An 18,164-nucleotide genomic window follows, 5' to 3' on the forward strand; every position below is an offset into this window, starting at 1 on the left:
GAAAGGAGTAGAGCATGAATTTACATCAACCCTTGCATGTCTTACCAGGAGTAGGACCTAAATCAGCAGAGAAATATGCAAAACTAGGAATTGAAAACTTGCAAAATCTCTTGCTCTACTTCCCTTTCCGTTATGAAGATTTTAAGACTAAGCAGGTGCTAGAGCTAGAAGACGGGGAAAAGGCTGTTTTATCTGGTCAGGTAGTGACACCAGCCAGTGTTCAATATTATGGTTTTAAGCGTAATCGTCTACGTTTTAGCCTCAAGCAGGGGGAGGTTGTTTTTGCAGTTAATTTCTTCAACCAACCCTACCTAGCTGACAAGATTGAACTAGGAGCAACCTTGGCTGTCTTTGGAAAGTGGGATCGTGCTAAAGCTAGTCTCACAGGTATGAAGGTTTTAGCCCAAGTGGAGGATGATCTCCAACCTGTCTATCGTCTCGCACAAGGAGTTAGTCAAGCAAGCCTTGTTAAAGTCATTAAAACCGCCTTTGACCAGGGTCTAGATCTCTTGATAGAGGAAAATATCCCTCAGTCCTTGCTCGATAAATACAAACTCATGTCTCGCTGTCAGGCTGTTCGTGCCATGCATTTTCCTAAGGATTTAGCAGAATACAAACAGGCCCTTCGTCGAATCAAGTTTGAGGAGCTCTTTTATTTCCAAATGCAATTACAGACCCTCAAGTCTGAAAATAAGATTCACGGAAGTGGATTGGTTCTGAATTGGTCCCAGGAAAAACTAACTGCCGTTAAAGAGAAATTGCCTTTTGCCTTAACCCAAGCCCAAGAAAAAAGCCTGCAAGAAATCCTGGCAGATATGAAGTCGGACCAACACATGAATCGACTCTTACAAGGGGATGTGGGGAGCGGGAAAACAGTGGTCGCTGGCTTAGCCATGTTTGCAGCGGTGACAGCTGGCTATCAGGCAGCCCTCATGGTGCCAACAGAAATCCTAGCAGAGCAGCATTTTGAGAGTTTACAGAACCTTTTCCCAGACTTGAAACTGGCTCTCTTGACAGGTTCTTTGAAAGTGGCGGAAAAGAGAGAAGTCTTGGAGACCATTGCCAAGGGCGAGGTTGATGTGATTATCGGAACTCATGCTCTGATTCAAGATGGGGTAGACTATGCTAAACTCGGTTTGATTATCATCGACGAGCAACACCGTTTTGGTGTGGGACAAAGGCGTATTTTACGTGAAAAAGGAGAAAATCCAGATGTCCTCATGATGACGGCAACACCGATTCCACGGACCTTAGCCATCACCGCCTTTGGAGATATGGATGTTTCCATTATTGACCAGATGCCAGCTGGACGTAAACCGATTGTGACACGTTGGATCAAGCATGAGCAACTGCCACAGGTTTTGACTCGGTTGAAAGGAGAAATTCAAAAAGGGTCTCAAGCCTATGTTATTTCTCCTTTGATTGAAGAATCTGAAGCCTTGGATTTGAAAAATGCTATCGCTTTATCGGAAGAGTTGACGGCTCATTTTGCAGAAAAAGCAAAAGTTGCTCTCTTGCATGGGAAGATGAAGAGCGATGAAAAAGACCAGATTATGCAGGAGTTCAAAGAGAGAAAGACAGATATTCTGGTTTCGACAACGGTTATCGAGGTTGGGGTCAATGTGCCAAATGCGACCGTCATGATTATCATGGATGCTGATCGTTTTGGGCTCAGTCAACTCCATCAGCTCAGAGGTCGCGTCGGTCGGGGAGACAAGCAGTCCTATGCGGTTCTTGTGGCTAATCCTAAAACGGATTCAGGTAAAGACCGCATGCGTATCATGACAGAAACGACCAATGGTTTTGTCCTTGCGGAGGAAGATTTGAAAATGCGCGGTTCGGGTGAGATTTTTGGAACCAGGCAGTCAGGTTTACCAGAGTTTCAAGTGGCTGATATTATCGAAGATTTTCCGATTCTTGAGGAAGCACGTAAGGTAGCTAGTTATATCAGCTCCCTTCCTAACTGGCAGGAGGACCCAGAGTGGCATATGATTGCTCTAAATCTAGAAAAGAAAGAACATTTAGATTAAGCTTTCTCTAAGAAAATCTTAAGTTTGCTTTTAGGGTTATTGCCTATACTAGAGTCATCAAAAAGAAACGAGGACTCTCACATGACAATGACGATTAAAGTAAATTACCAAAAAACGTTTCAACAGGAGCAAGCACCTTCTCCTAAATACTAAGTAAAAGAGCGGTAACGCTCTTTTTGTGTGGGGATTCGCAGCTAAGGGATTTAGAAAAATGCTTATATTAATTTTATTTACTGAATGCATAAACTTAAACACCACTTCAAACGAGGTCTTAGTCTATCTGGTAAACTGAATGCAGTGCTTTGAGAAAGCTGTGACTAGCTTTCTAGTTTTCTCTTTCGTTTTCATTGAGTCACAAGTTACTTTTAGTTTTTTCTAAGGAAAATATAAGCTATGTTTTAGGAAGGCGTCCTATACTAGAGTCATTAAAAAGAAACGAGGACTCTCACATGACAATGACGATTAAAGTAAATTATCAAAAAAACTTTCAAGAAGTAGTAAAGGCAGACAAGCTTGCTACAAAATAGTAGTTATTAAGGGCGGTAAAGCCCTTTTTAAATACTTGCTTTAGGCGAAATATGATAGATTTTTAGTAGATAGAATCGGCAGAATCACGCTATACCAATTTTTATTCTTGACAAGTAAAAGAAACAAGTATATACTGTTTTTGCTGATTCTGTAAAGCGAGAATTAGACTATACCAATTTAAGGGGAAAGCACAGCTTGTCTGTGTCGTATATACTATGTGTGGAATTGTTGGTGTTGTTGGAAACACAAATGCAACTGATATTTTGATTCAAGGGCTTGAAAAGCTCGAATACCGTGGTTATGATTCTGCGGGGATTTTTGTCCTAGGTGGTGCTGAAAACCATTTAGTGAAGGCGGTTGGTCGTATCGCAGAATTATCTGCTAAAACTGCTGGTGTTGAGGGAACAACTGGTATCGGACATACTCGTTGGGCGACTCATGGGAAACCAACAGAAGACAATGCTCACCCCCACCGCTCTGAGACAGGACGTTTTGTCTTGGTCCACAATGGTGTGATTGAAAACTATCTTGAAATCAAGGAAGACTACCTTGCAGGTCACCACTTCAAGGGACAAACAGATACAGAAATCGCTGTTCACTTGATTGGAAAATTTGCAGAAGAAGACGGCTTGTCAGTACTTGAAGCTTTCAAAAAAGCTCTTCATATCATTCGTGGTTCATATGCCTTTGCCTTGATCGACTCTGAAAATCCAGATGTCATCTACGTGGCCAAGAACAAATCACCACTCTTGATTGGTCTTGGTGAAGGTTACAACATGGTCTGCTCAGATGCCATGGCTATGATTCGTGAAACTAACCAATACATGGAGATCCATGACCAAGAATTGGTGATTGTCAAAGCTGATAGCGTTGAAGTGCAAGACTATGATGGTAACAGCCGTGAGCGTGTTAGCTATACTGCCGAGCTTGACTTATCTGATATCGGTAAGGGGACATATCCATACTACATGCTTAAGGAAATTGATGAGCAGCCAACGGTGATGCGTAAGCTCATCCAAGCCTATACAGATGAGACTGGTCAAGTAGTGGTAGATCCAGCTATCATTAAGGCTGTTCAAGATGCAGACCGCATCTACATCCTAGCAGCTGGAACATCTTACCACGCAGGATTTGCTTCTAAGAAGATGCTGGAAGAATTGACAGATACGCCAGTTGAACTTGGTATTTCCTCTGAGTGGGGCTACGGTATGCCACTTCTCAGCAAGAAACCACTCTTCATCTTTATCAGCCAGTCTGGTGAAACAGCGGATAGTCGTCAGGTTTTGGTTAAGGCTAATGAAATGGGAATTCCAAGCTTGACAGTTACAAACGTACCAGGTTCAACACTTTCACGTGAAGCTAACCATACTATGTTGCTTCATGCAGGTCCTGAAATTGCCGTTGCTTCAACCAAGGCATATACTGCGCAAATCGCAGCTCTTGCCTTCCTTGCAAAAGCAGTTGGTGAAGCAAATGGCAACGAAAAAGCTCAAGACTTTGACTTGGTTCACGAGTTGTCTATCGTGGCTCAGTCTATCGAATCAACTCTCTCAGAAAAAGAATTGATTGATAGCAAGGTGCGTGATCTTCTTGAAACAACACGTAATGCCTTTTACATCGGACGTGGTCAAGATTACTATGTAGCCATGGAAGCTAGTCTCAAGCTCAAAGAGATTTCTTATATCCAGTGTGAAGGTTTTGCGGCTGGAGAACTCAAGCATGGAACTATTGCTTTGATTGAAGAAGGAACGCCTGTATTGGCCCTCTTGTCAGACCCAGTTCTTGCCAACCACACTCGCGGAAATATCCAAGAAGTGGCAGCACGTGGCGCTAAGGTCCTTACTATTGCAGAAGAAAATGTTGCTAAAGATACCGATGATATTGTCCTTACGACCGTACACCCTTACCTCTCACCAATCTCAATGGTCGTACCAACACAATTGGTCGCTTACTTTGCAACCCTACACCGTGGACTTGATGTGGACAAGCCACGTAACCTTGCCAAGTCAGTAACGGTAGAATAAACCCAAAGTTTAAATCATAAGAAAAAGTGAACTAAATAGTTTTCTGGAAATCAGAATGCTATCTTGTTCACTTTTTTGTATACTTAATGAAAATCAATGACCAAACTAAGGTGTTTAGGTAGATATCTCACAGAATAGTTTTGAGGTTCTAGATAAGAGTGACGAAGTCAGTCTCATTACACCAATTTGATATTGTAGAGAAAACGGATCAAGACCTCAGTCAAGGTAGTTCAAGTCAAGATTGAAGAGGATTGATTCATACTCTTCGAAAATCTCTTCAAACCGTGTCAACGTCGCCTTGCCGTAGGTATGGTTACTGACTTCGTCAGTTCTATCCACAACTTCAAAACAGTGTTTTGAGCTGACTTCGTCAGTTTCATCTACAACCTCAAAGCAGTGCTTTGAGCAACCTGTGGCTAGTTTCCTAGTTTGCTCTTTGATTTTCATTGAGTATCACTCCTTTTAAGAATTCATGAGAAATAAATCTAAACTTAAATGTTATCCCAGTTTCTATTAAAACTAGAATTCTTTTTGAAAGATATGCTTGTGAAAGGCTGGAAAGCTATAAAAAACCTCTAAGAGCTGGACGATAAGGATCCAACTCTTAGAGGAGTGAGTGTCGTATTTTACTTGCGATATAAACGATCGTATTGGTAGTAAGGATCAAAGGTTACATTGATTCCTAGTTTGCGAAGAACATTTTTATCTTCGTCTGTTAGGATAATCGTAGAGTGAGCTTCGCTTCCTTTGAGGTTTCCGAGTTCTTTCATGGCACGATCTGCATCAGGATTCTGCATAGCTGTGATTGCAAGTGCGATAAGGATTTCATTTGAGTGGAGTCGAGGGTTACGGCTACCCAAGTGATTGATTTTCAAACCTTGAATTGGTTTCACCACTTCTGGTTCAATTAATTTTGTTTCAGCATTGATGTTAGCTGATTTCTTGATTGCATTGATCAAAGCAGCGGCTGTTGGACCAAAGAGTTCTGAGTTCTTACCAGTAACGATTTCACCAGAAGATAATTCAAGAGCTAGAGCAGGTCCGCCTGTTTCTTCTGCTTTTTGACGTGCGGCAACAGCAACCTTTCTATCAGCTGGTGTGATACCTAGGTCATTCATGAGAAGCTCAATCTTCTTCACAGCAGTTTCTCCAACCTTCTCAGCTTTGAAGTCAAGAACTGTCTGGTAATAGCGACGGATAATTTCCTGTTTAGATGCTTCAATGGCAGCGTCGTTATCAGTGATTGCAAAACCAACCATATTTACACCCATGTCAGTTGGAGATGCATAAGGAGACTCACCTAAGATACGTTCCAGCATACGCTTAAGAACAGGGAAAATTTCAATGTCGCGGTTGTAGTTGACTGTGGTTTCTCCATAAGTTTGGAGATGGAATGGGTCAATCATGTTGACATCATCTAGGTCTGCTGTAGCAGCTTCATAAGCCAAGTTGACTGGGTGATGAAGTGGGAGATTCCAAACTGGGAAGGTTTCAAATTTGGCATAACCAGACTTGATACCATTGATTTGGTCGTGGTACATGTTAGACATACAAGTTGCCAACTTACCTGAACCAGGCCCAGGAGCAGTCACGACAATCAAGTTACGACTCGTTTTGATATAGTCGTTTTTCCCCATACCTTCAGGAGAAATGATGTGATCCATATCTGTCGGATACCCCTTGATAGGGTAGTGGAGATAAGAGTCGATACCATTTTTCTCTAATTGATTACGGAAAGCATCAGCTGCCGGTTGGCCTGCATATTGAGTAATGACAACTGAACCAACAAAGATACCGAGTTCATTGAATTTATCGATCAAACGAAGCACTTCTTGGTCATAAGAAATGCCCAAGTCTCCACGAGCTTTTGAGTGCTCGATATTGCTAGCGTTAATAGCGATAACAACCTCAACTTGCTCCTTCAATTCTTGTAAGAGTTTGATTTTGTTATCTGGTTCATATCCAGGAAGGACACGAGCAGCGTGGAAATCTTCTAACATTTTGCCACCAAACTCCAAGTAGAGTTTGCCGTCAAATTGGTTGATGCGCTCCAAGATATGGTCGCGTTGTAGATTCAAATATTGTTCAGAACTAAAAGCTTGTTTTTTCATTTTTTTACCTCTGAGCTCTATTATATAAAAAAAATGGAAGATAAGAAACTAGAGAGTCGCAAAAGTGAGAAAAAAAGATAAAGCAAACGCTTGCATAATTTTGATAAAAGGTCTATGATGGAGTAAAGTCAATTTAAAATAGAGGTAAAAAGATGCAAGAAAAATGGTGGCACAATGCCGTTGTTTATCAGGTCTATCCAAAAAGTTTTAAGGATAGCAATGGAGATGGGATTGGTGATTTGCCTGGGATTACCAGTAAGTTAGACTATCTAGCTAAGTTAGGGATCACAGCGATCTGGCTTTCTCCAGTCTATGATAGCCCCATGGATGACAATGGTTATGATATTGCCAATTATCAAGATATCGCGGCTATCTTTGGAACCATGGAAGATATGGATGTGCTGATTGCTGAGGCTAAAAAACGAGATATCCGAATCATTATGGATTTGGTGATCAATCATACATCAGATGAGCATGCTTGGTTTATAGAGGCTTGTGAAAATCCTGATAGTCCTGAGCGAGACTACTATATCTGGCGTGATGAACCTAACGAATTGGAGTCAATTTTCAGTGGATCTGCCTGGCAATATGACGAAAAGTCTGGTCAATATTACCTGCACTTTTTCAGCAAGAAGCAACCAGACCTCAACTGGGAAAATGAAGAACTTCGCCAAAAAATCTATGAGATGATGAATTTCTGGATTGATAAAGGGATTGGTGGATTCCGTATGGACGTCATTGACATGATTGGGAAGATTCCTAATCAGAAGATTGTCAACAATGGTCCTATGCTCCATCCCTACCTCAAGGAAATGAATCAGGCTACTTTCGGCGACAAAGAACTCTTGACAGTAGGGGAAACTTGGGGAGCAACACCAGAGATCGCTAAACTCTATTCAGATCCTAAAGGACAAGAACTGTCTATGGTCTTCCAGTTTGAACATATCTGTCTTCAGTATCAGGAGGATAAACCTAAGTGGCAGTACCAAAAAGAGCTAAATGTAGGGAAATTAAAAGAGATTTTCAACAAATGGCAGACCGAGTTGGGAGTTGAAGATGGCTGGAATTCCCTCTTCTGGAACAACCATGACCTCCCTCGTATTGTCTCTATCTGGGGAAATGACCAAGAATACCGCGAAAAATCTGCCAAAGCGTATGCCATCTTGCTTCATCTCATGAGAGGGACTCCATATATCTACCAAGGAGAAGAAATTGGGATGACTAATTTTCCGTTTGAAAGCTTGGAGCAAGTAGAGGATATTGAATCCCTCAACTATGCGCGTGAAGCTCTTGAAAAAGGCGTTCCGATAGAAGAAATTATGGACAGTATCCGTGTGATTGGGCGTGATAATGCTCGTACCCCAATGCAGTGGAATGGGACAAAAAATGCTGGTTTCTCAGATGGTCAACCTTGGCTTGCTGTAAATCCAAACTATGCGAAGATAAATGTAGAAGAAGCTTTAGCAAACCCAGATTCTATCTTCTATACTTATCAAAAATTGGTAAACATTCGTAAGGAAAATAGCTGGTTGATTCGTGCTGACTTTGAACTTCTTGATACGGCTGAAAAAGTCTTTGTTTATATCCGTAAAGATGGAGACCGTCGTTTCCTAGTTGTGGCCAATTTGTCTAACCAAAAGCAAGAGTTTGCAGTAGAAGGGTCAGTTAAGTCTATCTTGATTGAAAATACCTCAGTAGAAGAAGCTTTGACTACACAGACCTTGGCTCCATGGGATGCCTTCTGTATCGAATTAGCTGATTAAAACCAGAAACTCAAGTGTCTAAGATGCTTGAGTTTTTTTCTAAAATAAGTGTAAAAACTTCTTTAATAAATATTAGTTTGAATTTTCTAAAAAATCACCTTGAAACCCTTGCTTTTATATAAAAATAGGGTATAATGGTGAAAATAGTATTTTAAAGGAGAATACCAATGAAATCGAAAAAGTGGCTCGCAGTAGCAGGGATAACGATGAGCGCAGCTCTTCTTTTGGCAGCTTGTGGCAAGACTGAGAAAAAAGCAGATGCTCCAACAACATTTTCGTATGTATATGCCATTGATCCAACAACATTGGACTATAGCGTTACTAGTAAAAGTTCAACATCAGACGTCATTGCCAACTTGGTCGACGGACTCTTGGAAAATGACAAATATGGAAACTTGATTCCATCTCTTGCTGAAGACTGGTCTGTTTCACAGGACGGTTTGACCTACACCTACAAGCTACGTAAAGGTGTCAAATGGTATACTTCAGAAGGAGAAGAGTACGCTGAAGTCAAGGCCCAAGACTTTGTGACAGGTTTGAAGCATGCTGCAGATGGTAAATCAGATGGCCTAACTCTTATCCAAGACTCTATCAAAGGTTTGGCAGAGTATGTCAGCGGTGAAACAAATGACTTCTCAACAGTCGGTGTCAAAGCAGTTGACGATTATACAGTTGAGTATACCTTGAACAAACCAGAAAGCTTCTGGAATTCTAAGGTGACAACAGCAACTATGCTCCCAGTTAACGAAGAATTCTTAAATTCTCAAGGAAAAGATTACGGTGCGGCAGCGCCTTCAGGTATTCTCTACAATGGTCCATATATTTTGAAGAACTTCACTTCAAAATCCGTGATCGAGTACGAAAAGAACCCGAATTATTGGGACAAAGACAATGTTAAAATTGATCACGTCAAGCTTACCTTCTACGATGGTTCTGACCAAGAATCATTGATTCGTAGCTTTGCGTCAGGCTCATATACGACAGCTCGTCTCTTCCCAACTAGTTCAAGTTTTGATTCAACTAAGAAAGAATACGGCGATAAGATTGTTTATAGCCCGCAAGAAGCGACAAGCTATTACTTTACTTTCAACGTAAATCGTCAGTCTTACAATAAAACAGCTAAGACAGATGATGCCCAAAAAACATCAACTAAAGAAGCGCTTCTCAATAAAAACTTCCGTCAAGCTATCAACTTTGCTCTAGACCGTCACGCCTACTCTGCACAGATGAATGGTGAAGAAGGTGCAGACAAGATTATCCGTACTAGCCTTGTGCCTTATGACTATGTTCAAGTTGGTGAAAAGACCTTCGGTGAATTGGCTCAGGAACAACTGGTAACATACGGAGACCAGTGGAAGGATGTAGCTTTGACAGATGGTAAAGATACCCTTTACAATCCGACAAAAGCAAAAGCTGCTTTTGAGAAAGCAAAATCAGAATTGCAATCTAAAGGTGTAACCTTCCCAATCCATTTGGATATTCCAGTTGAGCAGACTGATGTCATTGCTGTACAGCAAACCAACTCTCTCAAACAGTCTGTCGAAGCAGCACTTGGAAGTGAAAATGTTGTCATCGATGTACTTCAAATGACTGACAATGAGAAAATGAGTATTACATCTCAAGCTAAAGTTCCTTCTCAAAAAGACTATGACTTGAACGGAACTGGTTGGGGGCCAGACTATCAAGACCCAGCAACCTACCTCAATATCTTAGATGCTAAGAAGGGTTCTGCTCTTAAACACTTGGGTATCACAAAAGGTAAAGATCCAGAAGTTATGGCTCAAGTTGGACTTGATGAGTACAAGAAACTCTTGGATGATGCAGCATCAGAAACAAGCGATCTTAACAAACGCTATGAAAAATATGCCAAAGCACAAGCTTGGGTTTCAGATAGCTCACTTCTTATCCCTGTAGCTTCTTCAGGTGGTTCTCCGACAGTTAGCCGTACAGTGCCATTCACAAAAGCTTACTCTCAAGTTGGTATCAAGGGAGATCCATTTGTATTTAAAGGTTTAGAATTGCAAAACGATATTGTAACAGCTAAAGAATACGAAGAAGCTCTCAAGAAATGGCAAAAAGAGAAAATCGAAACAAATGCCAAATACCAAAAAGAACTAGCAAATCACGTTAAATAGTCTTTTGTAATGAATAAAGAAATCCTGTTTTGAAGCGGGATTTCTTTATTTTTTGATTTTCAATGAGAGGTCAAATCAGTATATAACTTTACTTTTTGGACAAAATTTGTTAAAATATAGCCATGTTACAAAACCTAACATATAAGGAGAAATAAAACATGAAACTTAAAAAACGTTTGATTGGAGCGGGGTTGACACTTGCTGCTGCGGTCCTATTGACAGCATGTGGCCAGTCAGCATCAGACGGCAAAACATACTCGTCTACCTTTGGTGCAGATCCAACAACCTTCAACTATCTCTTGGACTACGCTGGTGATAACACTGCTATTATAACCAACTTGGTTGATGGTTTGCTTGAAAATGATAACTATGGAAACCTCATTCCTGCCCTTGCAGAAGATTGGAGTGTTTCTAAGGATGGTTTAACTTATACCTACAAACTTCGCCAAGATGCCAAGTGGTTTACAGCTGACGGTGAAGAATACGCTCCCCTTAAAGCACAAGACTTTGTAACTGGCATCAAGTACGCTGCTGACAACAAGGGACAAGCCTTGGACTTGATTCAGAACTCTATCAAGGGCTTGGATGATTATGTAACAGGTGCGAATACTGACTTCTCAAATGTTGGTGTCAAAGCCTTAGATGACTATACTGTCCAATATACCTTGACACGACCAGAACCATTCTGGAACTCTAAGACAACTAACAGTATCTTGTTCCCTGTAAACGAAGAATTCCTTGCTTCTAAAGGTAAAGACTTCGGAACTTTGAAACCTGACAGCATTCTTTATAGCGGACCGTATTTGTTAAAAGATTTTACATCTAAGTCTTCTATCGAATATGTGAAAAACCCACATTACTATGACCAAGAAAAAGTAACGATTGAAAAGGTAAAATTGGCCTACTTTGATGGTTCAGACCAAGACTTGACAATCCGTAACTTTGAAAGTGGTGCTTACTCATCTGCAGGTGTTTATCCAAATAGCTCAAACTTCGCTAAGACCAAGGAAAAATACAAGGACAATATTGTTTATAGCTTGCAAGATGCAACATCTTGGTACTATAATTTTAACGTCAACCGTGGTGCTTATAACCATACTGCAAAAACAAGCGATGAGCAAAAACAAGCAACTCAAGCTGCAGTTTCGAATAAAAACTTCCGTCAGGCAGTTAACTTCGCCATTGATCGTACAGCATACTCAGCTCAATCAAACGGTGAAGAAGCAGCTAAAAACACTCTTCGTAACTCGCTCGTGCCACCAACTTTCGTACAAGTTGGAGACAAGACTTTTGGTGAAACAGTTGCTTCAAAATTGGTCAACTATGGTACACAATGGTCAAATATGAATCTTGAAGATGCTCAAGACGGTTATTTCAATAAAGAAAAAGCGCAAGCTAAGTTTGCTGAAGCTAAAAAAGAATTAGAAGCCCAAGGTGTGAGCTTCCCAATTCATTTGGACTTGCCTGTAGACCAGGTTAACAAGACCTTGCTTTCTGGAACAAACTCAATCAAACAATCAATCGAATCAACGCTCGGTTCTGAAAATGTAGTGGTTGATGTTATCCAATTGTCGACAGATGATTATACAAATGCAACAGTTCAAGCACCAACTCCAGCTGATCATGACTATGATTTGAACTTGGATGGATGGTCAGCTGACTACCAAGATCCTTCAACTTACCTCAATCCTTTCAACGCTGAAGATGGATTCTATCTCAAGATTTTGGGACTTGATCCAAGCAAGGATTCTGATAAGATTACAAGTATCGGATTGGACCAATATACTCAAAAATTAAAAACAGCAGATGCAGAAAATACAGACGTAGTTAAACGCTATGAAAACTACGCCGATGCACAAGCTTGGTTGATTGATAGTTCCCTTCTAATCCCAGTTGTGTCAAACGGTGGTGGGGCTTCGGTGACACGCGTGACACCATTTACACGTGCTTATTCACTAGTTGGTATCAAAGGAACTGGAAGCAACTACAAATACATGAGGTTACAGACAGATGTTGTTACAAGCTCTCAATTTGCTGAAGCGAAGGCTAAATGGGAACAAGAACGTAAAAATTCTGTCGAAAAGAGTCAAAAAGACTTTGAAAGTCACGTGAAATAAGTTTAAGAAGACAGGTTGGGTAAAAACTCAATTTGAAAATGAAATTGAGTGAAGCTTTCAAGTATAAAATGCATAGTATAAAGTTTTTGAACACTTAATACTATGTTTTTTTTATTTTTAATACTTTTACCCTGCCTCTTGTTTTTTATTAACGATAAATCTTTGCTGCGATAGTGGGTTGTTTTTGAGACTCTAAAAGGTTATTTTTGTAAAAATATGAGTTTCTCTAGCTAAAATCTTCCACTTTCTTGGTAATTATTGAAAGTTTTAGGGTGTGAGAGTATGGTATTGAGAACTTGTCAACCGATTTCTATCTCCTGGTATTTTTGTTGGCAGTCTTCTTTCAAAAAAAGATATGAGGCATTTAATGATTGAAATATAGTATTTTTGGTTTTGAGGTGAAATAAAACGGTTGCAATTCAGGTGTTGATAGCATCCGGTGTTAGTTTGTGATATAATAGAAATAAAATAATTAATAGAGGTGTAAGGTGGGGAGACGTTTAAAAGAAAATAAAACGAGCAAGTTTCAGCAAAGTTTCAATATTATTTTGTTGTTTCTATATATAGTGCTTACTTGTTTTTTGCTGTTTTTAATATTCAGATATCATATCTTAGCCGTCAGTTATTTCAATCTTATTCTAGCAGCTATTATGGTGTTCATTGCGCTAGTAGCTTTATTTTTAATATCAAATAGAAAAGCTAAGAAGTTGACTTTAATCATGCTCTTGCTATCTATTGTAGCTAGTTCACTAGCCTTGGTTGGAGTTCATCAGTTCGTTAGTTTGGCTAATCATTTAAATGCAACATCTAACTATTCTAGTTACTCCATCAGTGTTGCAGTTTTGGCGGATAGTGAGATTGGTAATGTATCCCAACTGTCCAGTGTGACAGCTCCGACAAAAACAGATGCGGAGAATATCAAAAAACTGCTTGATGATATTAAGACAAGTCAGAATAAAGACCTAAAGGTTGAGGATAGTTCTTCTTACCTTGCGGCTTATAAGAGTCTCTTAGCTGGAGAGACCAAGGCAATTGTTTTGAATAGTGTCTTTGAAAATCTGATTGAACAAGAGTATCCGGATCACGCCCAAAAAATCAAGAAAATTTATACCAAGGAACTAACCAAAACTGTTGAGGCACCTAAGTCTTCTCAAAACAAGGCTTTTAATATCTATATTAGTGGGATTGACACATACGGACCGATTAGCTCCGTTTCTCGTTCGGATGTCAATATCATCATGACGGTTAATCAAGAAACCAAGAAAATTCTCTTGACAACGACCCCTCGTGATGCTTATGTGCCCATAGCTGATGGAGGCAATAACCAAAATGATAAATTGACTCATGCAGGTATTTATGGTGTGGATGCTTCGATTCATACTTTGGAAAATCTTTATGGAATTGACCTAAATTACTATGCACGACTCAACTTCACCTCCTTCTTGAAATTAATTGATCTCTTAGGTGGTGTCGATGTTAATAATGACCAGGAATTCACCTCACTTCATGGCAATTACCATTTTCCTGTTGGCAATGTTCATCTAGACTCTGAGCGGGCCCTAGGCTTTGTACGCGAGCGTTATTCATTAGCAAACGGCGATGGAGACCGTGGGCGCAATCAACAGAAAGTCATTTCTGCAATTGTCCAGAAACTAACTTCGGCAGAAGCATTGAAAAATTTTGATGATATTATGCAAAGTTTACAGGATTCTGTCCAAACTAATATGCCTCCTGAAACAATGGTTAGTTTAGTGAACGCCCAACTAGTAAGTGGAGGGAAATATACTGTCATCACTCGAGATCTAAAGGGAACTGGTCGTATGGATCTTCCTTCCTATGCCATGCCTGACAGCAGCCTTTATATGCTAGAGGTAGATCCAAATAGCCTAGAGACACTCAAAACAGAAATTAAAGATATCATGGAAGGAAAATAAGATGATTGATATCCATTCACACATAGTTTTTGATGTAGATGATGGTCCTAAGGATAAGACAGAAAGTATAGCGCTTCTGAAGGAAGCCTATGCTCAAGGAGTCCGTACCATCGTTTCGACTTCCCATCGTCGAAAGGGGATGTTTGAAACACCAGAAGAGAATATATTAAGAAATTTTAAAGTTGTCAAGGAGTTGGCTAAAGAGGTTGCTCCTGATTTAACCATCTTGTATGGAGCAGAGATTTATTACAGCAGTGATGCTTTAAACAAATTAGAGAATCAGCAGATTCCACAACTAAATGGCACTCGTTATGCCTTGATAGAATTCAGCATGAATACTCCTTACCGAGACATTCATAATGCACTAACGAATGTTCTCATGTTAGGGATAACACCTGTAATAGCACATATAGAGCGATACGCTGCTTTGGAAAATAATGAAAAAAGAGTGCGAGACCTCATCAATATGGGATGTTATACACAGGTCAACAGTTCGAGTATCCTTAAACCAAAATTGTTTGGTGATACTTATAAATTCATGAAAAAACGGGCTCGCTATTTCTTAGAGAGGGATTTGGTTCACATAGTTGCTAGTGATATGCACAATCTAGATGGTCGCCCTCCTTATATGAAGGAAGCATACGAAATAGTGAGTAAAAAGTATGGCCAAGATAAGGCTCGGGAACTCTTTATATTAAATCCCGAAAAAGTCATTAAAGATCAAATTATTTAGGAGTTATAATGAAAGAAAAAGATACTATTGAAATCAATGTTATTCAGTTGTTAAAGGCACTATGGAAAAAGAAACTGCTAATCCTTCTTGTAGCCATCGTAGCAGGAACTGCTGCATTTGCATATAGTAGTTTTGTTGTTAAACCTGAGTATAGAAGTACAACTCGGATCTATGTAGTTAATCGAAACCAAAGTGATAAACCGGGATTGACAAATCAAGATCTACAAGCAGGAGCTTACCTGGTTAAGGACTATCGTGAGATCATTCTTTCCCAAGATGTCCTAGAGAAAGTAGTTGCTGATCTTGGTTTAAACATTAATGCGAAAATATTAGCTAAGAAGATTCAAGTAACGGTTCCCGCAGACACACGTATCGTATCTATTTCAGTTAGTGATCACAAGCCTGACGAAGCAAGTCGAATTGCAAATGCTCTTCGAGATGTTGCGGCACAAAAGATTATTGCGGTCACCCGTGTTTCTGACGTAACTACCTTGGAGGAAGCACGTCCAGCAACTGGACCGTCTTCACCAAATATTCGTCGAAATACCATTATGGGAGTTGTAGCAGGTGCAGGATTAGTGATTGTAGTGGTCTTGTTGCTTGAACTATTCGATGACCGTGTTAAACGTCCAGAAGATATCGAAGATGTTATGGAAATTTCACTCCTTGGAGTCATTCCAGATATGGATAAATTAAAGTAAGGGAGAACTTATGGCGAAGTTAGAATTATCACAACAAAAACTGAACTCTGTAAAAAAAGCAGAAGAGTACTACAATGCTTTACGTACAAATATACAACTGAGTGGGAATAACTTAAAGGTTATTGCCGTTACATCGGTTGACCCTAGCGAAGGAAAGTCTACAACAGTTACTAATGTTGCTTGGGCTTTTGCGCGTGCAGGCTACAAGACACTCTTGATTGATGCTGATATCCGAAATTCAGTTATGTCTGGAGTATTCAAGTCAAGAGAACGAATCACAGGTTTAACTGATTATCTAGCTGGGACACAAGATTTATCTCATGGCCTTTGTGAAACAAACATTGATGATTTGTTTATAATCCAATCAGGGTCACCTTCTCCAAACCCAACAGCTCTTCTTCAAAGTGCCAATTTTGGCTTGATGATTGAAACCTTACGGAAATATTTTGATTATATTATTGTTGATACAGCACCAATCGGAGTTGTAATTGATGCAGCAATTATTGTGCAAAAATGCGATGCATCGATTTTGGTTACAGAAGCTGGCGGAACAAAAAGAAGAGACATTCAAAAAGCTAAAGTTCAGCTAGAACAAACAGGGGTTCCATTTTTGGGTGCGATTTTAAATAAATTTGATGTTAAACGAGAAAAATATGGATCTTATGGAACTTACGGTTCTTATGGTAAAAGAAAAAAATAAGATAGGGAGTTCAGTATGGAAGGAAGAGGTTTCTACAATATAACTCTGGCACTCTTGCAGAGTATACTTGTTAGTTTATTAGCTTATGTACTGATTGCAATTTCAGAAACTGACATTGTTTTAAATACAGTATTTGTTCTGTTTTTTCTTCACTTTGTCGCCTTCTATATCAGTGGATACGGTAAGGATTTTTTTAAACGAGGCCAGTATGTTGAGTTAGTAGAAACAATTAAATATATTATCTTTTATGCTCTGCTGATTAGTTTTTCAAGTTTTTTCTTGAAAGAAAAGTTTGTAATTTCAAGGCGTGGAATGGTATACTTGCTTTCCTTGTACAGTGTCTTGAATTATCTACTCAGTTTCTTTGTGAAGAGATATTGGAGAATCTTCAAACATAATGTGAAGGGAAGTCGTAATATTTTATTGATTACGGCGATATCACGTACCGAAAAAGTATTGGATCGATTATTAACAGCTAATGATGTTCCAGGGAGAATCGTTGCAGTAAGCGTTTTAGACATGCCAGAGTTTACTCATGATAAGATCGCTGTTGTGCCGAGGGAACAGTTGCTTTCTTATGCCACGCATGGAGTGGTGGATGAAGTTTTTGTCAATCTTCCAAGTGAGGACTATGATATCGAGACTGTTATTTCTCAGTTTGAAATAATGGGGATTGATGTAACAGTTAACTTAAATACTTTCGATAAAAGTTTAGGTCGAGATAAACAAATCCATGGGATGGCAGGTTTGAATGTGGTGACATTTTCTACAAACTTTTACAATCCTAGTCATATAATTGCCAAACGAATCCTTGATATTTGTGGAGCTATTGTTGGGTTGCTCCTTTGTGGAATTGCTAGTCTATTTTTGGTCCCCTTGATTCGTAAAGATGGTGGACCAGCTATTTTTGCTCAAACTCGTATCGGGAAAAATGGTCGACATTTTACCTTTTATAAATTTAGATCAATGTGTATTGATGCAGAAGACATCAAGGATCAATTGATGGAGCAAAACACCATGCAAGGTGGGATGTTTAAGATGGATAACGATCCTCGAGTGACCAAGATTGGACACTTTATTCGAAAGACAAGCTTGGATGAATTGCCACAATTTTGGAATGTTTTGATTGGAGATATGAGTTTGGTAGGCACACGCCCACCAACCGTAGATGAGTATGAAAAGTACACACCTGAGCAAAAACGTCGTCTCAGCTTTAAACCTGGTATTACAGGTTTGTGGCAAATTAGTGGTCGCAGTGCAATCACAAACTTCGATGATGTTGTAAAACTGGATGTGGCTTATATTGATGGTTGGACCATCTGGAAAGATTTTGAAATATTGTTAAAAACTGTAAAAGTTGTGTTGATGAGAGATGGAGCGAAGTGAGG

At 39.7% G+C, this 18,164-nt stretch carries 12 protein-coding genes; 10 read left to right on the forward strand and 2 right to left on the reverse strand.

Going from position 1 to position 18,164, the window contains the following annotated elements; genetic code table 11:
* Positions 1-14: 14 nt before the first annotated feature.
* Positions 15-2,030 carry an ATP-dependent DNA helicase RecG gene (recG, locus tag QM877_RS07835; protein WP_414318085.1) on the forward strand — a complete coding sequence of 672 codons (2,016 nt, stop codon included), beginning with the start codon at positions 15-17 and terminating at the stop codon, positions 2,028-2,030.
* A 743-nt stretch (positions 2,031-2,773) separates the two neighbouring features.
* Positions 2,774-4,582 carry a glutamine--fructose-6-phosphate transaminase (isomerizing) gene (glmS, locus tag QM877_RS07840; protein WP_414318086.1) on the forward strand — a complete coding sequence of 603 codons (1,809 nt, stop codon included), beginning with the start codon at positions 2,774-2,776 and terminating at the stop codon, positions 4,580-4,582.
* 216 nt (positions 4,583-4,798) lie between these two features.
* Here the strand turns inward: glmS and QM877_RS07845 are convergent, their stop codons facing one another.
* Both QM877_RS07845 and QM877_RS07850 read right to left on the reverse strand, forming a co-directional pair.
* Positions 4,799-5,029, reverse strand: coding sequence for a hypothetical protein (locus QM877_RS07845; RefSeq protein ID WP_414318087.1), 231 nt, complete (start codon positions 5,027-5,029; stop codon positions 4,799-4,801).
* A 179-nt stretch (positions 5,030-5,208) separates the two neighbouring features.
* The gene (locus tag QM877_RS07850) at positions 5,209-6,693 is read right to left on the reverse strand and encodes a DUF1846 domain-containing protein (RefSeq protein WP_414318088.1); all 1,485 of its coding nucleotides are present in this window, start codon (positions 6,691-6,693) and stop codon (positions 5,209-5,211) included.
* 152 nt (positions 6,694-6,845) lie between these two features.
* On the opposite strand from QM877_RS07850, the gene QM877_RS07855 reads away from it, so the two are divergent.
* From QM877_RS07855 to QM877_RS07890, 8 genes are all read left to right on the forward strand, one after another.
* Complete coding sequence (locus tag QM877_RS07855) at positions 6,846-8,456, forward strand: glycoside hydrolase family 13 protein (protein ID WP_414318089.1); 1,611 nt, start codon at positions 6,846-6,848, stop codon at positions 8,454-8,456.
* A gap of 167 nt (positions 8,457-8,623) precedes the next feature.
* A complete protein-coding gene (locus QM877_RS07860; protein WP_414318090.1) occupies positions 8,624-10,591 on the forward strand; it encodes a peptide ABC transporter substrate-binding protein in 1,968 nt (655 codons plus the stop codon).
* Between the two features lie 158 nt (positions 10,592-10,749).
* Positions 10,750-12,708 (forward strand): peptide ABC transporter substrate-binding protein, encoded by a 1,959-nt coding sequence (locus QM877_RS07865; protein WP_414318091.1) that lies wholly within the window; start codon positions 10,750-10,752, stop codon positions 12,706-12,708.
* 488 nt (positions 12,709-13,196) lie between these two features.
* Entirely contained in the window at positions 13,197-14,642 is a 1,446-nt protein-coding gene (locus QM877_RS07870; RefSeq protein WP_414318092.1) for an LCP family protein, read from the forward strand.
* A gap of 1 nt (position 14,643) precedes the next feature.
* A complete protein-coding gene (gene cps4B, locus QM877_RS07875; RefSeq protein WP_414311168.1) occupies positions 14,644-15,375 on the forward strand; it encodes a capsular polysaccharide biosynthesis protein Cps4B in 732 nt (243 codons plus the stop codon).
* An 8-nt stretch (positions 15,376-15,383) separates the two neighbouring features.
* Complete coding sequence (locus tag QM877_RS07880) at positions 15,384-16,076, forward strand: CspC family polysaccharide chain length determinant protein (protein ID WP_281335619.1); 693 nt, start codon at positions 15,384-15,386, stop codon at positions 16,074-16,076.
* Between the two features lie 10 nt (positions 16,077-16,086).
* Positions 16,087-16,776 carry a tyrosine-protein kinase gene (locus tag QM877_RS07885; protein WP_281335620.1) on the forward strand — a complete coding sequence of 230 codons (690 nt, stop codon included), beginning with the start codon at positions 16,087-16,089 and terminating at the stop codon, positions 16,774-16,776.
* A 15-nt stretch (positions 16,777-16,791) separates the two neighbouring features.
* Complete coding sequence (locus QM877_RS07890; protein ID WP_414311169.1) at positions 16,792-18,162, forward strand: sugar transferase; 1,371 nt, start codon at positions 16,792-16,794, stop codon at positions 18,160-18,162.
* Positions 18,163-18,164 lie beyond the last annotated feature (2 nt).

The sequence above is a fragment of the Streptococcus infantis genome (assembly GCF_047463655.1).
GTDB lineage: Bacteria > Bacillota > Bacilli > Lactobacillales > Streptococcaceae > Streptococcus > Streptococcus infantis_Z.

What these genes read in the sequence shown, in the direction of transcription:
- recG (WP_414318085.1), top strand. Translation starts at nt 15, where the DNA reads ATGAATTTACATCAACCCTTGCATGTCTTACCAGGAGTAGGACCTAAA.
- glmS (WP_414318086.1), top strand. Translation starts at nt 2,774, where the DNA reads ATGTGTGGAATTGTTGGTGTTGTTGGAAACACAAATGCAACTGATATT.
- QM877_RS07845 (WP_414318087.1), bottom strand. Translation starts at nt 5,029, where the DNA reads ATGAAAATCAAAGAGCAAACTAGGAAACTAGCCACAGGTTGCTCAAAG.
- QM877_RS07850 (WP_414318088.1), bottom strand. Translation starts at nt 6,693, where the DNA reads ATGAAAAAACAAGCTTTTAGTTCTGAACAATATTTGAATCTACAACGC.
- QM877_RS07855 (WP_414318089.1), top strand. Translation starts at nt 6,846, where the DNA reads ATGCAAGAAAAATGGTGGCACAATGCCGTTGTTTATCAGGTCTATCCA.
- QM877_RS07860 (WP_414318090.1), top strand. Translation starts at nt 8,624, where the DNA reads ATGAAATCGAAAAAGTGGCTCGCAGTAGCAGGGATAACGATGAGCGCA.
- QM877_RS07865 (WP_414318091.1), top strand. Translation starts at nt 10,750, where the DNA reads ATGAAACTTAAAAAACGTTTGATTGGAGCGGGGTTGACACTTGCTGCT.
- cps4B (WP_414311168.1), top strand. Translation starts at nt 14,644, where the DNA reads ATGATTGATATCCATTCACACATAGTTTTTGATGTAGATGATGGTCCT.
- QM877_RS07880 (WP_281335619.1), top strand. Translation starts at nt 15,384, where the DNA reads ATGAAAGAAAAAGATACTATTGAAATCAATGTTATTCAGTTGTTAAAG.
- QM877_RS07885 (WP_281335620.1), top strand. Translation starts at nt 16,087, where the DNA reads ATGGCGAAGTTAGAATTATCACAACAAAAACTGAACTCTGTAAAAAAA.
- QM877_RS07890 (WP_414311169.1), top strand. Translation starts at nt 16,792, where the DNA reads ATGGAAGGAAGAGGTTTCTACAATATAACTCTGGCACTCTTGCAGAGT.